The following is a 17,297-nucleotide window of genomic DNA, read 5'->3' as shown; positions in this document are numbered from 1 at the left end:
GGTCAGAAAATTCCCTCAGGCCAGGTCGGCCTGAGGGCAAGCTCCGTTAGAGGGGATTACACGGGATATGGAGGATCCTAAGAGGCGGGTCATTTGAGAAATATCGGACACATCTTAAAAATGCGTCCGGCCTCGACGAAAATCCCTTTAGAACGATCTACATCCACGCACCTGGATTCTCACCCAATGACAAGCCAAGGCATCCATACGATTGACACCGGTTTCGTACGGCCAGGATTCGATGCGGCCTACCTGATCGTGCACGAGGGACACGCCGCCTTTGTCGACTGCGGCACCAACCATGCCGTGCCCCGCTTGTTGCAGGCGCTCGCCGATGCGGATATCGGCGTTTCGGAAGTCGATTGGCTGATCCTCACCCACGTTCATCTGGATCACGCCGGCGGTGCTGGCGAGCTGATGCCGCATTTACCGAATGCCCGGCTGGCAGTGCATCCGCGCGGTGCCCGGCACGTGATCGACCCGTCGCAACTCTGGGCAGGGGCATTGGCGGTGTATGGCCAGGAGGTGATGGAAAAGGCCTATGGGCAACTCCGTCCGATTCCGGCCGAACGTGTGGTGGAAGCCCCGGACAATTTCGTCGTCGACTTGCGCGGCCGCCCTCTGCGCTGCCTGGATACCCCTGGCCACGCTAAGCATCATCTGGCCGTCTACGACGCACAGGCGAATGTGTTTTTTACCGGCGACACATTCGGCCTTTCCTATCGCGAACTGGATACCGAGCAAGGCCCCTTCACGTTGCCGACCACCACACCGGTGCAATTCGATCCCGCGGCGCTGCATGCGTCGATCAACCGTTTGTTGGCGCTGAAACCCGAAGCGATGTATCTCACGCATTACGGCCGCGTCGAAAACGTCGAGCATTTGGCGGTAAAGCTGCACGAATTGATCGACGCCATGGTCGAGGTAGCTCTCGACGTCGGCGAACGCCCTGACCGGCACGCACAACTGAAGCAGGCGCTGACCGAGCTTTATGCGTCACGCCTGGCCGAGCATGGCTGGCAAGGCGATCGTGCGGCATTGATGCATTGGCTCGGCACGGATATCGAACTCAATGCGCAGGGGCTGGCCGTCTGGCTGGATCGCGGCAGCCGCTAGGGCGCAAGGGTCTTTGTGTAGCAATGTTGGGTTTTGCGGCGCACGTAGCCCAGGCTTTCGTAGAAGGGATGCGAAGCATCGCGAGCGATATTGGAGCGCACGGAAATGGCTTCGAAGCCGCGCTGGCGGGCCCATCGCTCCGCATCGGCAACCAGCATCCGCCCAACGCCACCGCCTCGATGGCTCGCGTCGACCACCAGGCCGACAATCTCGATGCGTTCGCCCGATTCCAGCGTGCAACGGTGCTCCACGGCAATCCAGCCAAGCAATGCCGCGCCCTGCTCCGCGACACTGACGTGATGATTGGGATGGGACAACAGTGCGCCCAGGCGCTCGCTCATCGCTTCCACAGGCGTCGCATAGCCAAGCTCCGCGGCAAGCCGTGCGATTTCCGCAGCATCTGCCGCGTGCGCGTTGCGCAACGTCAACGCATCAGTCACCTTAAGCCAGCCTCGAACCGTTGGGCACCGGCCGCTCGATCGTGGTGATCACCACACCCTGCTCAGTGTGAAACCCGGTCAGCAGGAACTGCGAACGGAACGGGCCGATCTGCTTTCCCGGAAAATTGATGACGCCCACGATCTGCCGGCCGACCAGCGATTCGGGCGTATACAACGCTGCGATCTGCGCGCTGGTCTTGCGTTCGCCGTAAGGCCCGAAATCCGCCCACACTTTCCACGCCGGCTTGCGCGCCTCGGGAAAGGCTTCCACGCGCGTCACGGTACCGGCTGCGATCACTACCTTCTGGAAATCGTCCCAGCTGATTTCATTCAAAACCGTTTGCTCGTTCATCCTTCCAGACTCGTCTTGAACCAGTCGTTGAATTCCTGCCACCAGTAGCTGGCTTGCGCCCCCAGGTAGCCGAAGGGTTTGTATGTGTGCGCGAGACCGTAATCGGCAAATTGCTTCCAGCCTTCGTCGCCTTCGGCAATCGCTGCGGCCAACAACTCGCCGGCCGCGCAGGTCGGCGCAAGGCCATGGCCGCCGAAGGCCTGCGCCCACCACAGGCCGTCGCCGCTGCTGCCGATCTGCGGCATCTGGTGACGCGCGTAACTCATCAAACCAGACCAGGCATAGTCGACACGCACGCCTTTCAGCGCAGGAAATACGCGCAGCAGATCGCGTGTGAGCACGCGCTGCACGGCCCGGGCTGATCGGTTGCGAATGGAAATCCGCCCGCCCCACAACAAGCGCCGATCAGGCAACGGGCGGTAATAGTCGAAGGCAAAGCGCGTGTCGTAGACCGCCGCGCGCGTCTGCAGGCAATCGTCGAGCCGCTCGCCCAATGGCTCCGTCACCATCACGTAGGTGGCGATGGGCAACACCGCGCGATCGATCTGCCGACTCAGTCCGGCCAAATAACCGCCACAAGCCAGCACCACGTGCTCGGCTCGCAATTCACCCTGCGGCGTGCTGACCAGCCAATGGCCGTTTTCCTTGCGCAGGCGCCAGGTGTCGCTGTTTTCGTGGATGCGCACACCGTGGCCCGACGACGCCGCGGCCAGGCCGATCGCATAGTTGAGCGGATGCAGGTGCAGCGCGTTGCGCTCGTACAAGCCGTCGCTATAGCGATCGCTGCGCACCCGTTCGCGCAATTCTTCCTGTGGCAACCAATCCCAATGCACGCCGTAATGATCGGCCAGCAATCGCTGGCGCTTGCGCAGCACTTCCGGATCGCGAAACCAGTTGGCCCAGATGATGCCCTGGTCGACGACATCGCAAGGTATCGCATAGCGTGCGGCCCGCTCGCGGATGCGCTGCACGGCTGCGGTAGTCAGGTCGAACAACTGGCGTGCGCGCTGCTCGCCAAGCTGATGATGCAGGGCCGATTCGCCAAGCGAATAACCGCCAAAGACAAAACCGCCATTGCGGCCCGAAGCGCCAAATCCAACCTGCTCGCGTTCCAGTACCACCACGTCGCGTACACCGCGTTCCGCCAATCCAAGGGCCGTATTCAATCCGGCAAAACCGCCGCCGATGATCGCCACGCGCGCTTCCTGGCGCCCCTGCAAGGAGGCATACGGTTCGTACGGCGTGGCCGTAGCGCGGTAGTAAGACGAAACCGATGGTTGCTTCATGCCTCTGTGTACGGACGGCCCGGGCGGCTGGGCAACCGAGCATAACGCGGATTGCCCGCCTCGTTCATTCGGCCAGGTTCACTTGCATCAGGCGCTGGTCGGAGCGGCCATGGTCGTCCACTACCCGTATCGTGTACTGGCCAGCGCCACGGGGTTGCCAATACATCGACTCGTTGGAGGCGCTCTTGCCTACATAGGCGTCGTCGACAAACCAATACAGGGCATGCACGTCGGCGTCGCTGGTAGCGGTAAACGGAATGCGCTCTTCGTCCAACTGCTTGAGGCGCAAGGTATAGGTGCTGCCGCGCAAGGGCGAGGTAATGCCCGGAGCGGCTCCCTCAACGCGCTCGCTGCCGCCGCACGCGGGATTGACCGGCGGCTTGCGGCGCGGCATGCCCGCCTGCTGGAACACGCGCTGCAAGTCGGAGGGCCAGAATTCGTAGACCTCCAGGTGCGTGCGTTTTCCGTCGAACGGCGGGCAGGCTGCCTGGCCGGTGGCGTCGTCGATGATCACCGGACGGTAGATATCGTCGACACGGATGGGCGACTTTCCGGGAATGAACCAGGTCATGCCTTTTTGTGGGCACCACTGCGTGGGCAGGTTGCCGCTGGCCAGGCAGATCTGCACCCGCTTGAGGTTGGCCGGCGTGGCCCGGATCGGCTCGTCCATCGGCACGTGTTCGGCACGCAAGGCGTCGATGATCTGGAAGAACAGCGGCGCCGCAGCCTCCACGCCGACAAAGGCCGGATTGCCGCCGCCGTCGAAATTGCCTACCCAAACCACCAGCACATAGGGCCCGAAGCTGCCGGCGGTCCAGGCATCGCGGAACGCCCACGAGGTGCCGGTTTTCCAATACACGGGCATGCGCATGGACGGGGCGCTCGCCGCATCGTCGGGGCGCGGATTCTGGCGCAGGATATCCATCACCATGAAACTCGCCTCATCGCTGAGCAGGCGGGTGCCATCCGCCTGCGGCTCATCCGCGCGCAGGCGCAATGGCCGCAGCACTCCTCGATTGGCGAGCATGGCGTACAGGCCCGCCAGTTCCTGCATGCTGACCTCGCCGCCGCCGAGCACCAGCGACAGACCATAGTGCTGCTCGCTGGCCAGGCGGCTGATGCCGGCCTGCTGCAGGAAGTCGTAGAGGCTGGGCTGATGCAGTTGGGACGCCACCCATACCGCCGGAATGTTGCGGCTGCGGATCAAGGCCTGGGTCGCCGTGATCGGCCCCAGGAAGTTGCCGTCGAAATTCTCGGGTGTATAGGGACCAAAGGCCGTCGGCACATCGCGCAGCACGGTCTGCGGTTGCAGCACACCTTGGTCGAAACCCAATGCGTAGATGAAAGGCTTCAGCGTCGAGCCCGGCGAGCGCTTGGCCAATGTGCCGTTGACCTGCCCCTGGATGGCGGCGTTGGCGTAATCGGCCGAGCCGACCATCGCGCGAATACCCATGTCACGCGTATCCACCAGAATCGCGGTGGCGTTGACGATGCCGCGCGATGCGTTGCGCTTCACATACAGCGCAATCTGCCGTTCGAGGCTGTGCTGCAGATTCAGGTCGATGGTGGTCGTGAGCGCGGCACTGCCATCACTGTTGCCCAGCGCCTGGCTGGCCAGCACTTGCTCTACCGCGTGCGGCGCTTCGAATGGCAGCCGGTTGAGCGGCCGCAGCGTCAACGGAAGTGCAAACAGCGGCTTCAAGGCGACATCTTGTGAGTGCCGCGCGAGCCAATCGCGGTAGAGGCGATTGCGCGCCTCGGCCAGGCCGCTGCTGATCAAGGCTTCCTCATTCGCGTGCTGCGCCGCCAGCAGGCGCCGGGATGGGTCCTGTGGAATGACCGCAAGGGTCAATGCTTCGGGCAGGCTGAGCTGGCTCGCCTGCTTGCCGAAGTAGACCAGGCTTGCCGTGCCCGCACCCTGTACGTTGGCGCCATACGGTGCATCGTTGAGATAGGCCTCCAGAATCTGGCGCTTGGAATAGAACAGCTCCAATTGCAACGCTCGCGCGATCTGCCTCAGCTTGCCCATCGGCGTACGCGTGTTGAGGCCCCAAAGCAGGCGCGCCAGTTGCATGGTGATGGTGGAGCCGCCCTGCGGCGCACCGTGCTTCACATAGGTCACCCATGCTCCGCGCAGCAAACCGTAGGGATTGAAACCGGGATGCCAGCGATACCAGCGATCTTCGTGCAGCAACACGCCTTGGACCAGTTGCGGCGAGATGTCGTTGAGCGGCACCCACAGGCGGTATTGCTGATCGCTGGCCAGGGTGAGGCGCAACAGGCGTCCCTTGTCGTCGTACACCGCCGTCGACGACGGCAACCAGCCACGTAGCGGTTGATGAGGCCAACAACGGCATCCCACCAGCACTGCCAAAGCGATGCCTAGCGCGACCAGCCAGTTCTGCCAGCGCTGGATCCAGCGCAGCATGCCGTTCATCGATGCGTGGAGGTAACTGCTCATATCTCCCCGGACCTGCGCCGATGCCTGCCTGACGAAGCAGGAAGGCATCGGCGCGCGATCATGGCTTGTCCACCACCGTCAGGCTGGTGCCGCCGGGAGAGCGGGCCTGGATGGCGCGGTCGTACATGGATTCGGCATAAGCTGGCGGTACGGTGAACTTGCCGGCATTGGTGGCACGGATGCGATAGACGAATTCGTGCACATCCGGCGTGGCCGTCCCGTAGATCACCACGCGATCTTCGCGCACGTCGGCGTAGTCCAGTTGCCAGCTCGACTGCGGCAAACCGATGGTGGAGCGCCACGCAGGTGCTGCCGTGGCATTACTCGCGGGGCTGTCGCCATCGCCTGAATTATCGCCGGCGTTGCTGCTGCCGCTGCTGCTATCACCGTTTTGCGTGCTGACAGCCGCGGGCGGCGGCTGGATCACCGGCTCGAAACCGCCCGGCAGCAGGTCGACCACCGCGACGTTGCCGACACCCTCCTCGCCCGTGGCACGGATCCTGACGTGCACGTCGATCTCCTGGCCGATCGTCACCGTGTCGACGGGCTTGCCTTGCGCATCGGTGTAGTCGCGCACGACCTCGATGCCTTGCTTGATCGCCTTGCTGGGCGCGGTGCTGTCGTAGCCGCCCTGGCTGGCCACGTGCCAGGCCGGCAGGCTGCTCTGGTTGATGAAACGCAGCTTGGTGGCCGAGGCATCCCAACTACCCGCCTGCAACAGGTTGCCTTCGATGCTGGCGATCGCCTTGGTGCTGCCGTCGGCGCGCACTTCGTCGATGCCCAGCTTGTCCAGTTCGCCTGCGGTCTGGCCGGCGTAACTGTCCAGCGCAAGGATCGTCATGGCCGAGGAAAGCGTGTTGTAGTCGTCGTGCGCCAGCGGCCAGGCAATGTTCTCAAACACGCGCGGCGGCAATGCCTTGGCACGCTCCGGGAAATGCTTGGCCAGCAGGTAAAGCACGCTGGCGTCGCGAACCAGCGGGTCGTAGTAATAACCGTAGTCGAACTGTTCGCTGGCCTTGGAACGCACCAACGCCTGCTCGGGGCCTGCCATCAGCCGATTGGCTTCATCATCCTGCTTGAGCAGTTTGTAGGAAGCGGCCAGCCAGGCCGCAGCCAGATCGTTCTTCCAGTCTTTAGGGTAGGCGTCCTGCAAGCGCTTCTGGATCGAAGCGAGAGCATTGGTGGTGACATTGCCCTGGCGTGTCAGCAAGTACGCCGCATAAGCCCGCTGGCGCAGTTGATCCAGCGAATCCATGCCATCGTCGTTGGCCAGCTGCTGCAGATACTTGTTACCGGCGTCGACCATGTCCTGCGGAACCGCCGTGCCGCGATCGCGTGCCTCGAGCAGGAAATTCATCGCGTAATTGGAGACAAACGGCTCCGCATCGGGCGTCGCTGCCCACAGCCCGAAACCGCCCTCGCTGTTTTGCCGGGCGTGCAGCACATCCAGCAACTTCGAGATCGCTTGATCGTTGTTGATCGTCTTGTCCGCCGGATCGTCGAACGCCGATTGCAAGGCGTGCGCAAACACCGGCACGTGCGGCCACTTGGCCACGATCAGGCGCGGCATGGCCATGCTCACCACCTGCTCGCTGCAGTAGTGCTGGTAATTGACCAGGTAACTGGTGATGCCTTGCGCCAGCACGAGCGGCAAAGGAGAAATCGCGGCATCGCGCGACGCATAGGCATCGAACATCGGCCGTAGCGGCGACAGCTCGACCTGGCTGCGCGTCGCCACCTGGCCGACGTCGACCTGGGTGCGGTATGCCGACGCCGGGCGCACCGAGACATCTACCGCCTGATGGGCGGACTTGCCCGCATAGGCCGCCGTGAAAGCCAGATGGCCGGAGCCAAGCTGCGCGGTCGCCCTGACGCGGAACTTCACTACGCCTTCGCGCATTTCACCGAGGCTGACGTTCTGCGTGGTCGAACCGATCACCTGCAATTGAGGACCAACCTGCAAGGTCACGGCGACCGGCACCTGCTTGCCGCCCAGGCCCGTGAGGTTGTTGGCCACACCGACGCTGACGTCGGCTTCATCGCCGGGCGCAAGCGTGGTGGGCACGTTGGGCGACAGCACAAAATCGCCGCGCACGGTGGTGCTGCCTTCATAGGTGCCGACGCGATCCGGCGACACGGCAACCGCCATCACGCGTATTTTGCCGTTGAAGTAATCGGGCACCGTGTAGGTGAAGTCCTTGTCGCCGTCGACATCGACGATGCCGGACCAGAACACCACCGGCTTGTCACGCTTGCGCTTGAACGGATTGAGCTGGCGGCCGATCGCCGCGTCGGCGTCACCGCCGGGTGCGGCGGCGCTGGCCATCAATTTCTCGAAGTCCGGCAGGATCAGGTCGAGGATCTGCGAGGTCTGCACCTCCAGCATCTTTTTGCGGAAGAAATAGGTCAGCGGATCGCCCAGCTTGTAGCGAGCCACCTGCAGGATGCCTTCGTCCACCGCGAATACCACGGCCTTGGCCGGGTGCGCCGCATGCAACTTGAAGGTGACGGTATCGCCGGGCTTGACCAGCGTCGGCGAATCGACCGTGATCGGATCGCGGCGCGCATCCAGGTTCACCGAGAACGGCACCACACCGTAGCTGAGCGGACTCATGAAGATTTCATCCGACGACGGATCTCGGACGAACTGCACGTTGACGTAACCGTTGCCCTCGAAATCCTTCGGAATGACGATCTGCTGCACCGAACTGGTGGTATCGGCATGGAACCACGCGTGCGCATAGACCTTGTCGCGTTCGATGGTGATCAATCCGCTGCCGGCGTAGGGCGCATGGATAGAGATATTTACCGTATCGCCGGGGTTGTAATCGGACTTCTGCAAACTCAGCTGCAACTCGGCATTGCGATCGAGCGAGCGCGACAGGTTGGCCGCGCCAGCCACCGAATAAGTCACTCGATTGACTTCCACACGATCGCTGCCGCGCAGTATCACCAATGCATAGTTGCCTGGCTTGTCCGTGGGCAACGTGTAATCCATACCGCCGGCCGGGATGGACAGCGGCTGCTCGTCGACGGGAATTTCTTTCAAGCGCGATTCGTATTTGTAGACACCCGAATCCTGCTTGGTCAGCACCGATACGTAGCGGCGCTCGATGAGTTGTGCCTTCAGTCCATCGAGCTTCATCGACTTGGCTTGGGGATCGATCGCCACCAGGCGTACTTTGCGTACGGCGTTGCGATCCACATAGTCGAGGTTGTCGTCGCTGTGATAACCGACCAGCCAGTCGTTGCTCGACACCAGCGTTTGCGTGGCAGCTGCCACACTGCGGCCACCGTCGGCCTCGTGTGCCTTGACCAGGAAATACAGCTGATAAGTCGCGTCGGCGTATTTTTTCAAATCCAGGTCGAATTCGGCGTGGCCTTTCTCATCCGTCTTGCCGTCTTGCAGGTTTTCCTCGTAGCCGTCTTTGGCGCGATGGACGTCGTAGAAGTGATAGTCGGGCCAACTGTGAAAGGCCGGCCAGGCGGGACGCAAGGTCAGCGTCGCTTCCACGCGGCGGTCGGCCGCGGGCGTACCAAACAAATTCTGCGCATCGACCAGGCCTTTGAGCCCGTCAGGCTTGACCCAACCTTCGGCGACCTGGCTGGATAGCTTGGCCTCGACTTTCATGCGATCGGGCAGGAACTCTTTGATCTGCACGGTGGTGTTGCCGATCTGCGTATCGGCCTTGCCGTCGCGCACGATGTAAAGGTTCACCGTCCAGGTGCCGGTAGGTGCGGTTTCCGCCGGCGTGTACGACAGCTCGCCAAAGCCGGAGTCGTCCATCTTCAGCGGGATCTGCTTCACCGCGACGCCGCGCGGGTCCACGATCTCGGCCTGCAGCGGAATGCCCGCCACGTCGCGCACCCAGGTCGCCGCTCGAACGATCAGGCCGATGTGGATTTCGTCGCCAGGGCGATAGATGCCGCGATCGGAGAACAGATAGCCGGACAACGTGCCCGGATTGACGGCACTGGCTTCGCCGCCGATGTCAAAGCGCGAAAAATCAAGTTGTCGATCACTGCCGCCGATGGGCAGGAAAGAAAGATCGTCGGCCTTTTTCACCACGTAGAGCGTCGGTTTCTTTTCGCGATCCAGCCCGTTGAAAGTCGGGAAATGCACCATGCCATCGGCGCCGGTGTCCTGGCTGAAAAGTGTCTGGCCATTGACTGCCAGCACCGAAACATTCGCCCCTGCAACAGGCTGGCCGGTGCGTATCGATTGCACGAACACGTCCTGGCTGCCGTCGATGGCGCGCTTCACCAGCATGCCCAGATCGGTCACTACGATCAGGCGGTTGTCCTGCGTAGCATTGCTGGAATCGCCCGAATCGCCGGAACCGTCCGAGTCGTCGGAGCCATCCGAATCAGCAGCGTTGTCAGAGGAAGCCACATCCGGATCGGGCTTCGCTCCGGGAGGCGGTGGTGCGATGCCCTGCAGGGCCAGCGCTTTTTCCTTGGCGGCTTCGTCAGCCTGCTTCTTGGCCGCAGCAGGGTCGAAGCTGTGCAGATGCAGCAGGAACACGCCGCGCTTGCCTTCCTGCAAATATTGGCTCAGGTCGATGCCTTCGTAGTGCGCGTGCGCAGGATCGCCGCCGGGAAAGGCCCGCTTCACTTCATAGCGGTCGACGATGTGTTCCTCGCTGAAACCATAGAGGAGCTGCGGGTGGCTGTAATCGCCCTGGTTGAGGCTGACCAGATGCTGCAACTGGTCCGGCAATACCCGGCCGATTTCCAGGCGCATGCCTGGCACATTGCGCGAGACCACCGAAATGCGTTTGCTGCCGCTGAGCGAAAGCAACGAGCCGTCCGCCATGAAGCGCAGCAGCTTCGGATAGTCCGGTACGGTGATGACTTGCGCAACCGGCCTGCCCAATACGTAACCGCCAAAGGATTTCAAGCCTTTGTCGATACGCACGTAGATGCGCTGGCCGGGATCGGCGTGAAACTTGAAGCTCTGCAGTGGCTGGTAGTCGTTCTCGGTAGGAACGACCTGCAACGGAAGCTGCTGCGATTTACGCAACGTGTCGTCGCCGACCTCCGAGGCGTTCCAGTCGTAGGGCTGGTCGCCATGGTCCGAGCCCTCGGCGCGAGGATTGCGCGCCGGCAATACCCAGGCGTGAACCAGCCCGGCGAGCTCGCTGTCGCGCACCGCGCCACTCAGATTCACCACCGCGACCTGTTCGGGCTCGTATTTGTCGTTATCGACCAGGGTTGGGCTGATGTCCTGCACTGTGAGGCTGTACAAGCCGGGAACGCGCACGTTCGCGTCCAGTTCGGCTTCGGTGCCATCGCCGCCGCGCGAGCTGCGTACGCCGCTGTCCAGTTTCAACGATACCGCGCCGTCGTCGCGTGGCAGGTCCAGCGGTTGCGAATGGATCCACGCATGCAGTTTGTACGGATCGTAGGTAACGCTGAACTTGAGCGGCGTGGACGAACGGTCGCCCTGCCCGGCCAGGCTCAGCGCAATGCGCTTCTCGAACTGGGCAGCATCGACGGGATAGTTGAAATCGACCTGGATGATGGTTTTCTTGGCGGTCGGATCCTGCGGATCCTGATAGAACTCGCCCTTGCCCAAGGTCGCTTTGAACGGAGCGGTGTCGAACTCGAAGTGATTGTCGGCCAGCAGCACGTGGTGTGCGAAGGCCTGCGCGACATCGAAACGTACCTTGTAGTGTTGCCCGACCGGCCAGTCGGCCGCCGGCGTAAACCGCAAGGTCTTGTCGTCGACCCAGGTCCACTGCCCTTTGGTTTCCGGCTGCATGGCGATGCCCGCCGTCACCGGTTTGCCTACCACTTCAATAGGTGCTGCGGAAGCGGAAAAATCCAGTTCCAGCGGATGAATCACCAAAGGCAGTTTGCTGTAGTCGGTAGTGTCCGGCGCATTGACTTGCCAGGTGATTCGCTGCGGTTCCCGCGGCTTCGGCCGATGTTCGTACCAGCGCCATCCGAACCAGCCGCCTGTCACGACCAGGGCCACCGACAGGCATGCCGCCGCCGATTGCAGCGGGCGTCGGCGCACCAGATGCATCCAACCGGGTGCCGCCCAGCTGACTTCGCCCAGCAAGGGGCGAAGTATCCAACCCAGGGTGCTGAGCACGCCGCGAATGAGGCGTACGGGCAATGCGAGGAGAAAACGCAGCAAGTCCATGATGCTTTCCGATATTCCATCCGTTAAAGGTCCACGGCACCTTGCACGCCATGGCATTCGCATACCTGCAGGGAAGGCTCATGCCGGAGGCACGAGCGGCTACGAACGGAGTTCCCCATGCGCATCCTGCCGCTGAAAAGTGGCGGCGCGCAGACACGATTCTGGCACGAGCGGATGCTTGAGGGCACAGATGTGGCAAACAAATAAAAAGCCGCCCTTGCGGGCGGCTCCAGGTACGGCTCGGCCGGCCTCAAAGCTGGCTGGCAAACTCCCGCACGGTGTTGGCCAGCACCGGGTCCTGCATGGCCATGTGCATGGTGGCGCGGACCAGGCCGGCCTTGTTGCCGCAGTCGAAGCGCGTGCCCTCGAAGCGGTAGGCCAGCACCTTGCCTTGCTCCATCAGCAAGGCTTCGATCGCGTCGGTCAGCTGGATTTCGCCGCCAGCGCCGGGCTTGGTCTGTTCCAGCAACTGGAAGATGCGGCCCGGCAACACGTAGCGTCCCACCACCGCGAGGTTGGAAGGAGCCTCGGCCGGCTTGGGCTTTTCCACCATGAAACGGATACGCGCACTGCGCTCGTCGATGGGCTCGGCGTCCACGACGCCGTATTTGTCGGTCTGGTCGTACGGTACTTCCTCGACCGCAATGACGCCGGCCTGCTCCGCTTCGCCCAACTCCGCCATCTGGCGCAGAGCGCCCCTGCCCTGGTTCCAGATGAGGTCGTCGGGCAGGATCACACCGAAGGGTTCGTCGCCCACCACTGGCTTGGCGCACAGCACGGCATGCCCCAGGCCCAATGCTTCGGGCTGGGTCACGAAGATCGCGCGGACGTGGCGCGGCAAGGTGCCTTGCACCAAGGCCAGCAATTCGTCCTTGCGCTTTTCCTGCAGCTTCGCTTCCAGCTCGTAAGCCTTGTCGAAGTAGTCGGCAATGGCGTGCTTGTAGCGATTGGTGACGAATACCAGGGTGTCGGCACCCGCGTCGACCGCTTCATCCACCGCATATTGAATCAGCGGCTTGTCCAGAACCGGCAGCATTTCCTTGGCAACGACCTTGGTTGCGGGCAAAAAACGCGTACCAAGCCCGGCAACCGGGAACACCACCTTGCGCAATGGCTTACTCACTCACTTCTCTCCAATTTCGTTGCGGCGTAATGGAACCACGTTACCTGGCTGCGCAACGTCGCTCCAGCAGAACGACGGCAACAAGCTGGACACACAGTTTCTGAGCTCGACTTCGTCGTAGCTGCGCACGGCATCCATCGCCTTGCTCATTTGCGCCTGCAATAGCTCCCACGAGACCGGCCGGTGCTGTGCCAGGAAAATCTTGTTGTGCTTCGTGGCGCTGTAGTTTTCCAGCGGGTGGAACAGCTCTTCGAACAATTTTTCGCCGGAGCGCAGACCGGTATACACGATGGGAATCTCGGTCCCCGGCTTCTTGCCGGCAAGGCGGATCATCTGCTCGGCCAGATCGCGGATCTTTACCGGCTCGCCCATGTCAAGCGCGAAGATTTCGCCGCCATTGCCGAGCGCGGACGCCTGCAGGATCAGCTGGGTGGCTTCGGGAATGGTCATGAAGTAGCGCGAGATTTCCGGGTGCGTGACCGTCACCGGACCGCCCGCGTGAATCTGCTGGCGGAACAGCGGCACCACCGATCCGGCCGAATCGAGCACGTTGCCGAATCGCACGGTGATGAAATGGGTGTTCGAATGCGCGTTGAGATTCTGGCACCAGATTTCCGCAATGCGCTTGCACGCACCCATTACGCTGGTGGGATTGACCGCCTTGTCGGTGGAAATGAGCACGAAGCATTCCACGCGCGTTTCGCTGGCCAGGTCCGCTACGGTACGCGTCGCCAGCACGTTGTTGCGTACTGCCGTGCGCAACTGCCCTTGCAGCAACGGCACGTGCTTGTAGGCGGCAGCGTGAAAAACCACCTGCGGCATGACCTCGGTAAACACACGGCGCATGGCGATGGGATCGCCGCAGTCGGCCAGCACGCTGTTCAGCAGAAGCTCGGGATAAGCCGCGCGCAATTCTTGCGAAATCTGATAGAGGTTGTATTCGCACGATTCCACGATGGTGAGCGCATGCACGCCCAGCCGCGCAACCTGTCGGCACAGCTCCGAACCGATCGAGCCGCCGCCGCCGGTGATCAACACGCGCCGGCCGGTAAGCGTCTCGCGGATACGAGTCCAATCCAGCTCGACGGTATCGCGCCCAAGCAGATCTTCGATCGACACTTCCTTGATCTGATTGAACTGGGCGCGGCCGGCGACCACGTCTTCAAGCTTGGGAACGGTGCGATAAGGCAGTCCGGTGACGTCGCACAATTCCACCACCTGGCGCATCTCCCGAGCGCTGGCGCCGGGCAGTGCGATAAGCAGCATCTGTACAGCCGCTTCCTTGGCTACTTCCGGAAGCTGCTCAAGCGTACCCAGTACGGGCTTGCCGTTGATGCGTGCGCCACGCAAGGTGCGCTGGTTGTCGACAAACCCCACCACGGTGTAGCGAGTGTCCCGATGCAGATCGCGCGCCAGTGCCTCGCCTGCGCGGTCCGCTCCTACGATGAGTACGCGCTGCGTCTTCGAACTCATGAAAAGGTCGATGCGGCTGTCTTTCCAGAATCGGTAAGCCAACCGCGGCGTACCCAGGAACAGCGCCAGCACAAACGGATAGAGCAACAGGATCGAGCGCGGCACGCCATCCAGTCGCCCATAGAAAAACAGCGTGACGCCGATCGCCACAGTACCGACGATGGCCGCGCGCAGGATATTCCAAAGATCGGGCAGGCTGGCAAAGCGCCAGACCCCTTTATACAGCCCGGTCCAGGCGTACACCCCACCCTGCACCAGCAGCACGATCGGAAACTCGAACAATCCGAACGTCATCTGCAGTTGCGGATCCAGGGCGTAGCGCAGTTCCTTCGCCACCCACCAGGCAAGCGCCGTGATCAGCAAATCGTGCGCGACGACGGCTATCCGCGGATGAACTATGCCGACCCATTTACGTATGGACATGACGAACCTTGTATCGAACTCGCCGGATCATGCGGCACTTGGCGTACAGCCAGGCTATTGCCGCGATCGCATAGGTAACGATGCAGGCTACCAACCCCACTTTAGGCCTCTCCCATGCCAGCGCCGCCAACGGTGCGGCCACCAGTACGTTCCATCCCAGGTACCACGCCGCCCCCGTCGCATGCGTATGGCCCTTGCGCACAATCCATTGGTACAGATGTTCGCGATGCGCAGTGTACCAGCGGCGTCCACTCAGGATACGAACCAGTAGGGTAAGGGTCGCATCCGTCACGAAAGCTGAACTGAGGATCAGAGCCGGCCACAGCAACATCCCATCGACCCGCCAGAGCATGGCGGTCAAGGCGAACAGCAGCAGGCCGATGCTGCCGCTGCCGACATCGCCCATGAAGATGCGTGCCGGGGAACGGTTGTAGCACCAGAAGCCCAGGCACGCCGCCGCAAGGCACGCCGAGGCGCCCGCGAGGGCGTTCTGGCCGGCCAGCCATGCGAGCATTCCCAGGCCGCAGGCGACGAAAATGCCCTGCTGCGCCAGCAACCCATCGATGCCGTCCATGAAGTTGTGCAGGTTGATGCTCCATGCACCCGCCAACACCAGCACGGGCCACCACCAACTGCTCGGTCCCTGGTATAGCAATGCTGCGGAAAACAGGGCCGTCGCCACCATCTGCACACCGAAACGCGGCAAAGCGGGCAACGGGCTGTGGTCGTCCCACCATCCGATCCAGGCAACCAGCGCGACAGCCGCCAGCAACGTGATGATTACGTGAAAAGGCCAGGCTGGCTGGATATACGAAAGGCTGACCGGCATCGCGACTAGAACGGAAACGATGATGCCGATTCCGCCGCCGCGCGGGGTTGGCACCTTGTGCGATCGACGCTGCCCTGGAAGGTCCAGCATGCGCTTGCGCTGCGCATACGCAATCGCCGCCCGCACCACGCCCAGGGCAATCAGGAAGGCAATCAGGACGAGAACCGCGATCGGGGCGAAGGAGGCCACGACGGCGTCACTCATTGGCTACACCGTGGATGGGCCGGATCGTGCTCCAGCCTTTGCAACTTGGGCATTGCCAATGGTGGGCCTTGGTGCCGAAGCCGCAATGGCTGCAGCGATACATGGCCTGGCCTTCGAGCAGCTTGCGCGTCAGGTCGCGCAGGATCAGGAAATTCTCGCGCGCCTCGCCCTCGATCTTGTCCATCGTGGCATCGATGAGCGCCATCAGTCCGCGCACCGACGGTCGTTGCCGCAACTGCGAGGTAAGAAATTCGATGGCTGGCTTTTCGCCATCGCGCTTCTCGTACAAGTGCGTCAGCGCCAGCACCGGCGAGATGCCGTGATAGCGGGCCAGAATATCGCGCAGGAAACGTTCGGCGCGCTCCATCTGGCTGGAACGCGCATAACTGTCCAGCAAAGGGGGCAGGATTTCGGGCACGAACGCGATATCCGCATCGACGGCGCGCTCGTACACGTCGACGGCCTCGGGATACTCGCCCTCTTCCGCGTGCAGCCGGCCAGTAAGCATGAAAGCCCGCACGCAGTCGGGCTGGCAGGCAAACGCGTGCTGCAGGTATTCGCGCGCCTCGGCGCGTGCTCCATGCTGCCGCGATTGCTCGGCGAGTTCGCAATAGAACTGCGCGATGGTGGTGACTTCCTCTTCGCCGGTCATGGTTTCAAGGCGACGCGCGTGCTCGATGGCCTTGTGCCAGTCGCGCTCGTGCTGGTAGATCGCGATGAGGTGCCGCAATGCCGACGGAGCGTGCGCGTTCATCGCCACCAGGTCGGAGAACAGCGCTTCGGCGCGATCCAGGAGACCTGCACGCATGTAGTCTTCGCCAAGCTCGAGCAAGGCAACCGTCTTCATGCCCTCGGACAAACCGGGCCTGGAGACGAGATGCTGATGCAAACGGATAGCCCGATCCACTTCGCCTCGACGCCGAAAAAGATTGCCCAGCGCCAGATGCGTTTCCACGGTATCCCGATTGTATTCGGCGAGTTTGAGAAACACCTCGATAGCTTTGTCCTGCTCTTCGTTGAGCAGGTAGTTCAAGCCACGGAAATAATCGGAGGACAACTCGCTGACCTGGGCGCCGGAACGGCGCACGCCGGCACGCCGGGCCGTCCACCAACCACTCAGGAAAGCCGCCGGAATCAACAGGGCCAGCAGCGGATAGAACGTACTCATGGGGCTTTCGATGCCTTGGCCGCGCCCCCGGCTTTCTGGGCGCGTCGCCGGTCGCGGTGATGTCGCGTCGTGACGCCCAGCCAGGCCGTCAGCCCGCCGAGGATCCAGCCGAGCGCCAGCATCGCCAGCAGAGCAGCCCCTTTGGGAACCTGGACGCGTGCAAACGCGAGATCGTAGCCAACGAGGTCCGCATTGAGCGCCCCGAGCACCACTCCCCCGGCGATGAACAACAGCAATAGCAGCATGACTATCAGTCGCATCGGCAGACTTT

General features: G+C 62.4%; 11 protein-coding genes. 1 reads left to right on the top strand and 10 read right to left on the bottom strand.

Annotated elements, in window-relative coordinates; genetic code table 11:
• Positions 1–186: 186 nt before the first annotated feature.
• Positions 187–1,116 (top strand): MBL fold metallo-hydrolase, encoded by a 930-nt coding sequence (locus tag ISS99_RS02655; protein ID WP_204630030.1) that lies wholly within the window; start codon positions 187–189, stop codon positions 1,114–1,116.
• Here ISS99_RS02655 and ISS99_RS02650 read toward each other — a convergent pair.
• The 10 genes from ISS99_RS02650 to ISS99_RS02605 all read right to left on the bottom strand — a co-directional run bounded on the left by ISS99_RS02650 (position 1,113) and on the right by ISS99_RS02605 (position 17,286).
• On the bottom strand, positions 1,113–1,556 hold the full coding sequence (locus tag ISS99_RS02650) for a GNAT family N-acetyltransferase (protein WP_204630029.1): 444 nt from the start codon (positions 1,554–1,556) through the stop codon (positions 1,113–1,115). The genes ISS99_RS02655 and ISS99_RS02650 overlap by 4 nt on opposite strands.
• Before the next feature lies 1 nt (position 1,557).
• Positions 1,558–1,908, bottom strand: a complete 351-nt coding sequence (locus ISS99_RS02645; protein WP_204630028.1) for a tRNA-binding protein — start codon at positions 1,906–1,908, stop codon at positions 1,558–1,560.
• Positions 1,905–3,194: an NAD(P)/FAD-dependent oxidoreductase gene (locus ISS99_RS02640; protein ID WP_204630027.1), complete on the bottom strand. Its 1,290-nt coding sequence runs from the start codon at positions 3,192–3,194 to the stop codon at positions 1,905–1,907. The genes ISS99_RS02645 and ISS99_RS02640 overlap by 4 nt, the downstream gene beginning before the upstream one ends.
• 64 nt (positions 3,195–3,258) lie before the next feature.
• On the bottom strand, positions 3,259–5,655 hold the full coding sequence (gene pbpC, locus ISS99_RS02635; RefSeq protein ID WP_239537595.1) for a penicillin-binding protein 1C: 2,397 nt from the start codon (positions 5,653–5,655) through the stop codon (positions 3,259–3,261).
• A 58-nt stretch (positions 5,656–5,713) separates the two neighbouring features.
• Positions 5,714–11,755, bottom strand: coding sequence for an alpha-2-macroglobulin family protein (locus tag ISS99_RS02630; protein ID WP_425490421.1), 6,042 nt, complete (start codon positions 11,753–11,755; stop codon positions 5,714–5,716).
• A 301-nt stretch (positions 11,756–12,056) separates the two neighbouring features.
• Positions 12,057–12,929, bottom strand: coding sequence for a UTP--glucose-1-phosphate uridylyltransferase GalU (gene galU, locus ISS99_RS02625; protein WP_204630025.1), 873 nt, complete (start codon positions 12,927–12,929; stop codon positions 12,057–12,059).
• A complete protein-coding gene (locus ISS99_RS02620) occupies positions 12,930–14,825 on the bottom strand; it encodes a nucleoside-diphosphate sugar epimerase/dehydratase (protein WP_204630024.1) in 1,896 nt (631 codons plus the stop codon).
• Positions 14,812–15,858: an MraY family glycosyltransferase gene (locus ISS99_RS02615; RefSeq protein ID WP_204630023.1), complete on the bottom strand. Its 1,047-nt coding sequence runs from the start codon at positions 15,856–15,858 to the stop codon at positions 14,812–14,814. The genes ISS99_RS02620 and ISS99_RS02615 overlap by 14 nt, the downstream gene beginning before the upstream one ends.
• The gene (lapB, locus tag ISS99_RS02610) at positions 15,851–17,026 is read right to left on the bottom strand and encodes a lipopolysaccharide assembly protein LapB (protein WP_204630022.1); all 1,176 of its coding nucleotides are present in this window, start codon (positions 17,024–17,026) and stop codon (positions 15,851–15,853) included. The genes ISS99_RS02615 and lapB overlap by 8 nt, the downstream gene beginning before the upstream one ends.
• A complete protein-coding gene (locus ISS99_RS02605; RefSeq protein WP_204630021.1) occupies positions 17,023–17,286 on the bottom strand; it encodes a DUF1049 domain-containing protein in 264 nt (87 codons plus the stop codon). Before ISS99_RS02605 ends, lapB begins: the two co-directional genes overlap by 4 nt.
• Positions 17,287–17,297 lie beyond the last annotated feature (11 nt).

The organism is Dyella mobilis (genome assembly GCF_016904945.1).
GTDB lineage: Bacteria > Pseudomonadota > Gammaproteobacteria > Xanthomonadales > Rhodanobacteraceae > Dyella_B > Dyella_B mobilis.
This window is presented reverse-complemented; position numbering and strand designations above follow the sequence as displayed.

Bases quoted from the DNA above. Each gene is read 5' to 3' on its own strand.
- ISS99_RS02655 (WP_204630030.1), top strand. From the start codon at position 187: ATGACAAGCCAAGGCATCCATACGATTGACACCGGTTTCGTACGGCCA.
- ISS99_RS02645 (WP_204630028.1), bottom strand. From the start codon at position 1,908: ATGAACGAGCAAACGGTTTTGAATGAAATCAGCTGGGACGATTTCCAG.
- ISS99_RS02640 (WP_204630027.1), bottom strand. From the start codon at position 3,194: ATGAAGCAACCATCGGTTTCGTCTTACTACCGCGCTACGGCCACGCCG.
- pbpC (WP_239537595.1), bottom strand. From the start codon at position 5,655: ATGAGCAGTTACCTCCACGCATCGATGAACGGCATGCTGCGCTGGATC.
- ISS99_RS02620 (WP_204630024.1), bottom strand. From the start codon at position 14,825: ATGTCCATACGTAAATGGGTCGGCATAGTTCATCCGCGGATAGCCGTC.
- ISS99_RS02615 (WP_204630023.1), bottom strand. From the start codon at position 15,858: ATGAGTGACGCCGTCGTGGCCTCCTTCGCCCCGATCGCGGTTCTCGTC.
- lapB (WP_204630022.1), bottom strand. From the start codon at position 17,026: ATGAGTACGTTCTATCCGCTGCTGGCCCTGTTGATTCCGGCGGCTTTC.
- ISS99_RS02605 (WP_204630021.1), bottom strand. From the start codon at position 17,286: ATGCGACTGATAGTCATGCTGCTATTGCTGTTGTTCATCGCCGGGGGA.